Consider the following 8730-nt stretch of genomic DNA (forward strand, 5'->3'; position numbering starts at 1 on the left):
AATGAAATATGGTCAGTGCAGACCATACAGTCGGGCGGTACTAAGTATTTTGCAACGGGCAGTAAAAAGGAAGGGAATTTTTATGTGGTCAATGGCGCTAATAATATTGGCGCACTAGAAACGACACCTGCCATTGTGATTGCTGAAGGTTATGCGACCGCAGATACCTTATCACAAGCGCTTGGTCAGCCAGTTGTTGCGGCTTTTGACTCAGGTAATTTATCAAAAGTAGCCAAAGAATTACATGACAAATATCCAGGCAAACCCATCATTATCGCTGGGGATGATGACCATGCTCAAGAAGCCAAGAATGGCAAAAATCCGGGTAAGGGAAAGGCGTTGGAAGCAGCTGCATTAGTTAATGGAACAGCGGTTTTGCCAGTCTTTGCGCCAGGTGAAAAAGTCTCATCTGGATTGAGCGATTTTAATGATCTTGGCAATAGAAGCAAGTTAGGACGTTCGGCTGTTAAACGTCAAGTACAGCCCGTGATAGATAAAGCTATCGTGGAAGCAAAGCGGCAACAGATACAAGATCAGATTAAGACAAAGAAAACCAAGCGTGTAGTTTCCATTTAATCATAAGGAGGTGCATTATGAACGTTAATACATCGAGGATTTCAAGAAACCTACCCCGTCAAGATGAAGGTGATCCTTATGAAAAAATTAAAACCCGTCCCGGCACAACCGAAAAACAAAAAGAAACCGGCGAGAGCGCCTACACAGAACTTCTCGAATCACACGCTCGATGGGCAGGCGGCTCCCTACTTGGTTCTGCTTTCGCCAAAGACTTTAAAAAACAAGGCGGATCAAGACTCTTAGGCCGAGTGGTCAAGTCAGAAGATGACTTGGCTGTATTAGCGCAAGTAGTGCGTGATCCGCGCTTTGAGACATTCAGGGTTTTCTTTGTAAAGGATGAGCAGATCATTCATCATACGGCAGTGAGTTCTAGGTTGCCTGGTGCTGTTTATCTGGATAAGAATACGCTAGAACATTTCAGGCGAACGCATAAACAGGTAGAGGCTGATGGCTATTGGTTGTTACACAATCACCCAACAGGGCATTCAAAACCATCAGATGCTGATATCAAATTAACGATTGAGATTGCTAAGAGTATTCCTGGCTTCAAAGGTCATGTTGTTATCAATTCAAATGAATATAGCACTATCGAGAAGAACGGAAATGTTGAACTGATAAGTAATATGGATGGGTTGGCAGGGGGGCATTCAAACAAACCCTATAAAGATCATGATTTACTCCAAATGAAAATCACCAGCACATCTGAATTAGCGCATGTGGGACAGTTGCTAAAACAAAAGGATGAGTTCTTTGCATTAATTGGCATAAATACAACCGGTTTTGTGCACTCAATAAGCGAAATGCCATTGTCTATTCTTCAACAAAAAGACCGCGTCTTACATGCCCGTCTACGTAACTTTGCACGTCATTCTGGTATAAATACAGTGTTTGCCGTCACTGATGCTGACAATCTAAATCATCCTCAATTTATCAAAGCTGTTGAGAGTGGGGTGTTAAGCGATGTTGTGATGATTTCAGGGGATGGAAAAGCCAAAAATACTTTGCGGACAATGGGAGTTTCTCCAAACATTACGAATGATGCAGGAGCAGGGCTATTCGGAAATACTCGAACGACTATTAAGGATGATGGCTTTAAAGCTAAACGCGGAGGTCGTGGTCGTTAATTATAGCGGCTAAAATTATATGTGTGGCGGGATTGAATACCAGGATCAGAAAGTCTTTTTTCCACAACCGGGTGCACGTTTGCCTGTGCGCTTACGGGATGGGAATGTTACATGGGTTACGTGGGGTATGCGTAAGAATGAGTCAATCGTTAAGTTTCCCAACGGCGGTTGGGCGCGGTTGAATTCTATTCAAAGTGGTAAATGGAAACCCTGGCGTCCAAGGCCGGTTTTAATTGTTGCTGACCAATTTATGGAAAAAGACCAAGAGAAACAATCCCACTGGGTAGAGTTGGATAAGAGCATGGTGATTCAAGGGTTATTAGCAGAAAGAAATAATGAACAGCGGGCTTATGTGGTAACGGTGAATACGCCCCCTGAATATGCTTGGATACATGACCGCTAACCGAAATTGGTTCGACTAACGGATCAATATTGGTAAAGTTTATTTAAAATATCAAATATTCACTGCAGAACCGTTATTTGATCTTGGGGTAGTGAAAAAATAGATGGAAGGCCCGTGGAATCATGAAAAACTTCAAAGCATCCAATACACTACTATAGGGATTTTTTACCTCACACTCATAAATATAATTGACACGAACGATGCATTAATGTAAAGATATTACATGTTTTGTGTTCATAAATAAAATTCATAACGAACGGGTTGCTATAGTGCGTAGATATTTTCTGATTTTAATCATGCTTTGGTTACCGCTGCAAGGAGCATTGGCTGCTGCAGTGCCACTGTGTGCACATGAAGAAAATGCCAGTACATTAAATACCGACATTATCACCGTAATTGATGATCACCTTCACACTATTGGTCATGAGCAACCGAAAGATAACAAGATGCCCTCTAACCAAGAATGTGAGGCAAACACAATATGTCATGCAAGTTGCAGCACAGTCATTACATCCGCACACCCCACAGCAACTCCCTCCAATAGTTCTTCCCACACAGTTTTATTTATACCTAATTCTATCTCTTTCATTCCTGAGCAACCTCAACGCCCTCCTCTCGCTTAAGTTCCGCCGCACGCATCACCATATATCCACAGCATTGATAAGTACGTGCCTAAACTGGGCTCGACGATCTTTACTTGTAGCAGATTAAAACCAATAGCCTACAAGTAAGTTCATCCCCCTGGTTAGATACATTGATATAACTCATTCAATAGCTTTCATGGATGGGAATACCATTCGCTTTAAGTTTCAATACCAAGAATACGAGGTATTTATGTCGCAATTATTCATTTTTTTCACTTGCGTTTCTTTGGGCGTACTACTACTTGTAAACGCTGCTACTGCTGGTTCAGGACAAAATGTTCTTACTCTTAAAGCAGCGACAGAATTGGCGGTCCAGAACAATCCAGATCTGGCGCAAATGCGAGCGCGTGCCGAAGCAATGGCTGCTATTCCATCACAAGTGGGCACCTTGCCTGATCCTATAATCAGTTTCAACGCCAGGAACCTACCTGTAAATACATTCAACACTGGACAAGAAGATATGACGCTCATTGGACCAGGCATCTCTCAAGCGATGCCTTTTCCTGGGAAACTTGCACTACGTAGCGCAGCAGCAACTTTTGAAGCGGAAGCGGCCCTGAAAAATGTAACAGAAGCCCGATGGTGGTTGCTTAGTAATGTCAAACAAGTTTGGTGGCAAGTTTTTTACCTGGATCATGCCTTGCAGATCGTAAAAAATAACCAAACACTATTAAAACAATTTATTCAGATCACCCGCACTAAATATGAAGTGGGCGAAGGATTGCAACAAGATATCTTGCTGGCACAATTGGAGTTGTCCAATTTGTTGGATCAACAGCTTAAACTGGAGGGTGCACGACGTAATTCTGTTGCCCAATTGAATGCATTACTAGATAAAGCCGCCAATCAGCCGGTAAAGTTACCTGAAGAGATAGCAGAACAATTACCGACTATTCTTTCAGAAACTGCACTGTTCCAGCAGGCGGAGCACTCCAGAGCCTTGCTGGCATCGAAACATGAATCTATCAATGCCGCACGAGCCCGTGTAGATTTGGCCAAGAAAGACTATTACCCGGATTTTAAATTAGGGGCTTTTTACGGTTTCCGTCGTGACCGCCCCACGGGTATAGATCGAGCAGATCTTTTAACACTGAATCTGAGTATGAGCATCCCGATCTTCTTTGACCGAAAACAAGCCAAAGCGGTGGATCAACGTAACAGTGAATTGCTACAACAAAAATATATATTACAAGATGAATGGAATCGAGTACGTACCCAGATCTCACAAAGCCACAGTGATTTCCAACGTGCCAAAGAACAAGTGATATTGTTCAAAACAGGCATTATTCCTCAAGCAAAGCAAACGGTAGCTTCTATGTTGGCTGGCTATCAGGTGAGTCAAGTTGATTTTCTGAATCTGGTTCGCAGTCAGATCTCTTTATTAAATCATGAACTGCAGTACTGGAATGCTTTTGCAGAAGCCAATCAGGCTTTGGCTAATTTAACGGCCGCTGTCGGCGAGGAAGGAATTTATGAATAAGTCGTTAATAATAAATGCTGTTTTAGTGTTAGTTATTGGTATCAGTGGTGGCTATTGGTACGCTAGCCACATACAACCAAGCATTACAAAATCTCAGCGAGATAACGGACAAACTGTCCATTCAGATAAAATTAAGGAGCCGCTATTTTATCGCAGTCCCATGAACCCATCGGCTACTTCTCTTGTTCCCGCAAAAGATTCAATGGGCATGGATTATGTACCAGTTTACGGTGACGATGATACAGATGCTGACAGCCCGCCGCTGGGTACCGTCAGTGTTGATCCCGTCACTGAGCAAAATATGGGTGTACGTACCGCAATCGTAAAAAAAGATATTCTGTCACATATCGTGCGGGCAGTCGGTCGTGTGGATTATGATGAAGAACGCATTGTACGTTTACACCCTAAGGTAGAAGGCTGGATTGAAACGATGCGTGTGGATAAAACGGGTGAGAAGGTCAAGAGAAATCAAGATCTACTCAGTATTTATTCTCCGCAACTGGTCGTCAGCCAACAAGAATACATCCTGGCCTTAAACAGCCTCAACGCGTTGGAACAAAGTCCAATTGAAGATATCCGCCGAGGTGCAGAAGAGCTGGTAAGTAGTTCACGTAAACGGCTAAGACTACTGGATGTTCCTGAACATCAACTGCGTCATCTGACGCAGGATCATAATATCCATGAAAGTCTGCATATTCACAGCCCAACATCCGGCATTGTAGTCAATATTGGTGCGCGTGAAGGCCAGTATGTAACCCCTGCTACCGAAATTTATATGATTGCTGATTTATCTACAGTCTGGGTATATGCCGATATCTACGAAAATGAGTTGTCTTGGGTTAAACAGGGTGACCTGGTTGAAATGCATTTAGCAGGGATTCCTGGACGTATTTTCAGAGGACATCTGGCTTTCATCTATCCATATGCCGAAGCAAAAACGCGAACAATTAAAGTACGTCTGGAATTTGATAATGCGGAATTATTATTAAAACCTGAAATGTTCGCTGAAGTATCGATCTATGCCGGCCAGCAAACAAGTGCATTAGTGATTCCGTCCGAAGCAATCATCCGTTCAGGCACCCGTGACAAGGTTTTCGTGGTACGCAGTGCGGGTAAATTTGAACCGCGCACTATTACAACAGGCATCGCGTCTGATGGAAAAGTGATTGTTCTGGAAGGACTCGAAGAAGACGAAGAAATTGTCATTTCATCTCAGTTTTTAATTGATTCTGAATCCAGTCTGCGTGAAGCCACCACCAAAATGATGAATCCAGGAATACAAAAACCCGAAGAACCCAACCCGTTACAGATAGAACAGGGGGGGCATCAACATGATTAACGCCATCATTAATGGTTCTCTGAATAACCGATTTATAGTTCTACTGGCAGTTGTTATACTAGCCACGGCCGGATTCTGGTCTTTTAAAAATATTTCATTAGACGCCATTCCTGATTTGTCAGATGTGCAAGTTATTGTGTTTACTGAATTCCCTGGGCAAGCCCCCCAAGTAGTCGAAGACCAAGTCACCTATCCGTTGACCACGGCCATGCTGGCAGTCCCTCATGCCAAAGTGGTGCGTGGCTATTCCTTCTTTGGGCTATCGTTCGTTTATATTATTTTTGACGATGATACCGACATGTACTGGGCCAGATCGCGGGTACTGGAATACCTCAATTATGCCAGCGAGCGGCTGCCGCAAGGTGTTAGTCCATCATTGGGACCGGATGCGACCGGTGTTGGCTGGGTTTATGAATATGCGCTGGTCGATAAAACCGGTAAACACGATCTGGCTGAATTACGTTCCATTCAGGATTGGTACCTGCGATATCCATTGCAAACTGTTCCGGGCGTGGCAGAAGTCGCATCCGTCGGCGGTCATGTCAAACAATATCAGATAGAAGTTAATCCTAATGCCTTGCTTGCCTACGGCATACCTTTATCCAAAGTAAAACGTGCCATTAAACGTTCGAATAACGATGTTGGCGGACGACTAATTGAAATGGCTGAAACGGAATATATGGTGCGTAGCCCGGGCTATATTCGCTCTCTGGAAGATATTCGGAGCATTCCGGTAGGGTTTGATGATAATGGCACCCCTATTCGCATACAAGATGTCGCACATGTTCAAATTGGTCCAGAGCTACGCCGTGGCATCGTAGAGTTAAATGGTGAAGGCGAAGTAGCCGGTGGTGTCGTCATTATGCGTTATGGCGATAATGCGCAGGCGACCATACTAGGGGTGCGTGAAAAACTGGAAGAACTCAAACAAGGGCTTCCAGAAGGTGTTGAAATTGTTACTGTTTATGATCGCGGTGATTTAATTGAACAAGCAGTGGAGACGTTGAATACTGCATTGATTCAGGAACTAATCATTGTCTGTGTACTGGTTGGTTTGTTTTTACTCCATCTGCGTTCATCATTGGTCGTCGTAATCACGTTACCACTGGCTGTACTAATGGCATTTATTGTCATGAAATGGCAAGGCATTAATGCCAACATCATGTCCTTGGGCGGTATAGCCATTGCCATTGGTGATATGGTTGATGGTGCCATCGTGATGGTGGAAAACGCTCACAAACATATCAGTGAAGCAATTGCAAAGAAAAAAGCCGAACTGACTGAAAGTGAACGCTGGCAAGCCATTGGTACGGCCTCACGTGAAGTCGCGCCCGCATTGTTTTTTTCATTACTAATTATTACCGTTTCGTTTATACCCATTTTTGCTATGGAAGCACAGGAAGGGCGTATGTTTAGTCCTCTGGCTTATACCAAGTCTTATGCCATGGCAGCTGCGGCCATGTTAACCATTACGGTTGTACCCGTATTAATGGGTTATTTCATTCGCGGAAAAATTATTCCAGAGAGAAAAAACCCGGCTAATCGGTTCTTACATTTTATTCACTCTCCAGTGCTCAAACTGGCCATGCGCTGGCGGTCAATCACATTAATGCTGGCCATACTATTACTGGCTTCAACCCTTTATCCGTTGTCCAAGATTGGCAGTGAATTTATGCCGCCGTTGGACGAGGGTGATATTCTCTACATGCCCAGTACATTTCCAGGGATTTCCATCACTAAGGCCAGAGAGCTGCTACAGCAGACGGATAAAATTATTAAAACTTTTCCTGAAGTACATCATGTATTCGGAAAAATTGGGCGAGCTGAGACTGCTACAGATCCCGCGCCACTGTCAATGATAGAAACGACCATACGACTTAAACCCAAATCAGAGTGGCCTGATCCAAACAAAACTTCCCAGGAGTTAGTGGCCGAAATGGATCAAGCGATTAATTTCCCAGGTGTAGCCAACGCCTGGACGATGCCCATAAAAACACGTATCGATATGCTATCAACCGGGATTAAAACACCTGTTGGTATCAAAGTTTCCGGATCTGACTTGAATGAATTACAACGTTTATCTGAACAAATTGAACAAGTGATGAAAACCATGCCGGAAACACTATCCGCTTTCGGTGATCGCGCTGCCGGGGGATATTATTTGGACTTTGATATCAAACGTGACGCAGCTGCACGTTACGGTTTAACCGTTGGTGACGTACAAGATGTCATTCAAAGTGCCATTGGAGGCATGAACATCACTGAAACCGTCGAGGGATTGGAGCGTTATCCAGTTAATTTGCGCTATCCACGAGAATTACGTGACAACCAGGAAAGCCTTAAACGTATGTTAATCCCAACCCCAACGGGTGCTCAGATTCCGTTGTCACTAGTGGCTGATCTCAACTTGAGACGTGGTCCACCCGCCATTAAAAGTGAAAATGCGCGTCCTAATGCTTGGATTTATGTGGATCTAAAAACCTCCGACATAGGCGGTTTTGTAACCCAGGCACAGCAGCTGGTAGCCAGTCAGATAGTCCTTCCTGCTGGCTACACCATTAGCTGGTCGGGTCAGTTTGAATACATGGAACGCGCTGCAGAAAAACTACGCATTGTGGTGCCATTCACACTGATGCTTATCTTTTTACTGCTATACCTTATCTTTCGTAATGCAGTTGAACCCATTATTGTGATGCTAACTATTCCCTTTGGTCTTGTCGGCGGCATATGGCTAGTCTATCTACTCGGGTTTAACCTTTCTGTTGCTGTTTATGTTGGTTTTATTGCACTGGCTGGAACTGCAGCGGAAACCGGGGTGATGGTATTAAACTTTATTGATATTGAAATTGCCAAATTGCGCCGGCAAAAACAAACACTGTTATCCTCCGCAGAAATCCGTGAAGCGGTCGAAGCAGCCACTGCCATGCGTGTGAGGCCTGTTGCAATTACTGCGTTTTCTACCATGATAGGTTTAGTGCCCATTATGATGGCTACTGGTAGTGGTGCAGATGTCACACATCGTATTGCTGCGCCTGTGTTGGGTGGCATGGTTACCGTACTCTTACTGAGCCTACTGGTATTTCCAGTTATCTACAGTTTGGCCCTGCAATTTCAGGAAAAACGTAAACAACAAGATATTGACGCAAACCAATTACAACCAAATC

At 43.9% G+C, this 8730-nt stretch carries 7 protein-coding genes; all 7 read left to right on the forward strand.

All coding sequences use genetic code 11. The features are described 5' to 3' along the window. On the forward strand, positions 1-576 hold a 576-nt coding region (locus Q0688_RS15675), incomplete at its 5' end, for a toprim domain-containing protein (protein ID WP_299078835.1). Positions 577-593: 17 nt separating this feature from the next. After that, the gene (locus Q0688_RS15680; protein ID WP_299078837.1) at positions 594-1700 is read left to right on the forward strand and encodes a JAB domain-containing protein; all 1107 of its coding nucleotides are present in this window, start codon (positions 594-596) and stop codon (positions 1698-1700) included. A gap of 127 nt (positions 1701-1827) precedes the next feature. Beyond that, on the forward strand, positions 1828-2103 hold the full coding sequence (locus Q0688_RS15685; protein WP_299078839.1) for a hypothetical protein: 276 nt from the start codon (positions 1828-1830) through the stop codon (positions 2101-2103). 269 nt (positions 2104-2372) lie between these two features. Beyond that, positions 2373-2726 carry a hypothetical protein gene (locus Q0688_RS15690; RefSeq protein WP_299078841.1) on the forward strand — a complete coding sequence of 118 codons (354 nt, stop codon included), beginning with the start codon at positions 2373-2375 and terminating at the stop codon, positions 2724-2726. 211 nt (positions 2727-2937) lie between these two features. Then, a complete protein-coding gene (locus tag Q0688_RS15695; protein WP_299078843.1) occupies positions 2938-4227 on the forward strand; it encodes a TolC family protein in 1290 nt (429 codons plus the stop codon). Next, entirely contained in the window at positions 4220-5566 is a 1347-nt protein-coding gene (locus Q0688_RS15700; protein WP_299078846.1) for an efflux RND transporter periplasmic adaptor subunit, read from the forward strand. Before Q0688_RS15695 ends, Q0688_RS15700 begins: the two co-directional genes overlap by 8 nt. Further along, a partial coding sequence (locus Q0688_RS15705; RefSeq protein WP_299078850.1) for a CusA/CzcA family heavy metal efflux RND transporter occupies positions 5559-8730 on the forward strand: 3172 nt, incomplete at its 3' end. The genes Q0688_RS15700 and Q0688_RS15705, both read left to right, overlap by 8 nt.

The organism is uncultured Paraglaciecola sp. (assembly GCF_937123705.1).
In the GTDB taxonomy this organism is placed as follows: Bacteria; Pseudomonadota; Gammaproteobacteria; order Enterobacterales; family Alteromonadaceae; genus Paraglaciecola.

Excerpts from the sequence above, each read along its gene's own strand:
- Q0688_RS15680 (WP_299078837.1), top strand. The coding sequence starts at position 594 with ATGAACGTTAATACATCGAGGATTTCAAGAAACCTACCCCGTCAAGAT.
- Q0688_RS15685 (WP_299078839.1), top strand. The coding sequence starts at position 1,828 with ATGCGTAAGAATGAGTCAATCGTTAAGTTTCCCAACGGCGGTTGGGCG.
- Q0688_RS15695 (WP_299078843.1), top strand. The coding sequence starts at position 2,938 with ATGTCGCAATTATTCATTTTTTTCACTTGCGTTTCTTTGGGCGTACTA.
- Q0688_RS15700 (WP_299078846.1), top strand. The coding sequence starts at position 4,220 with ATGAATAAGTCGTTAATAATAAATGCTGTTTTAGTGTTAGTTATTGGT.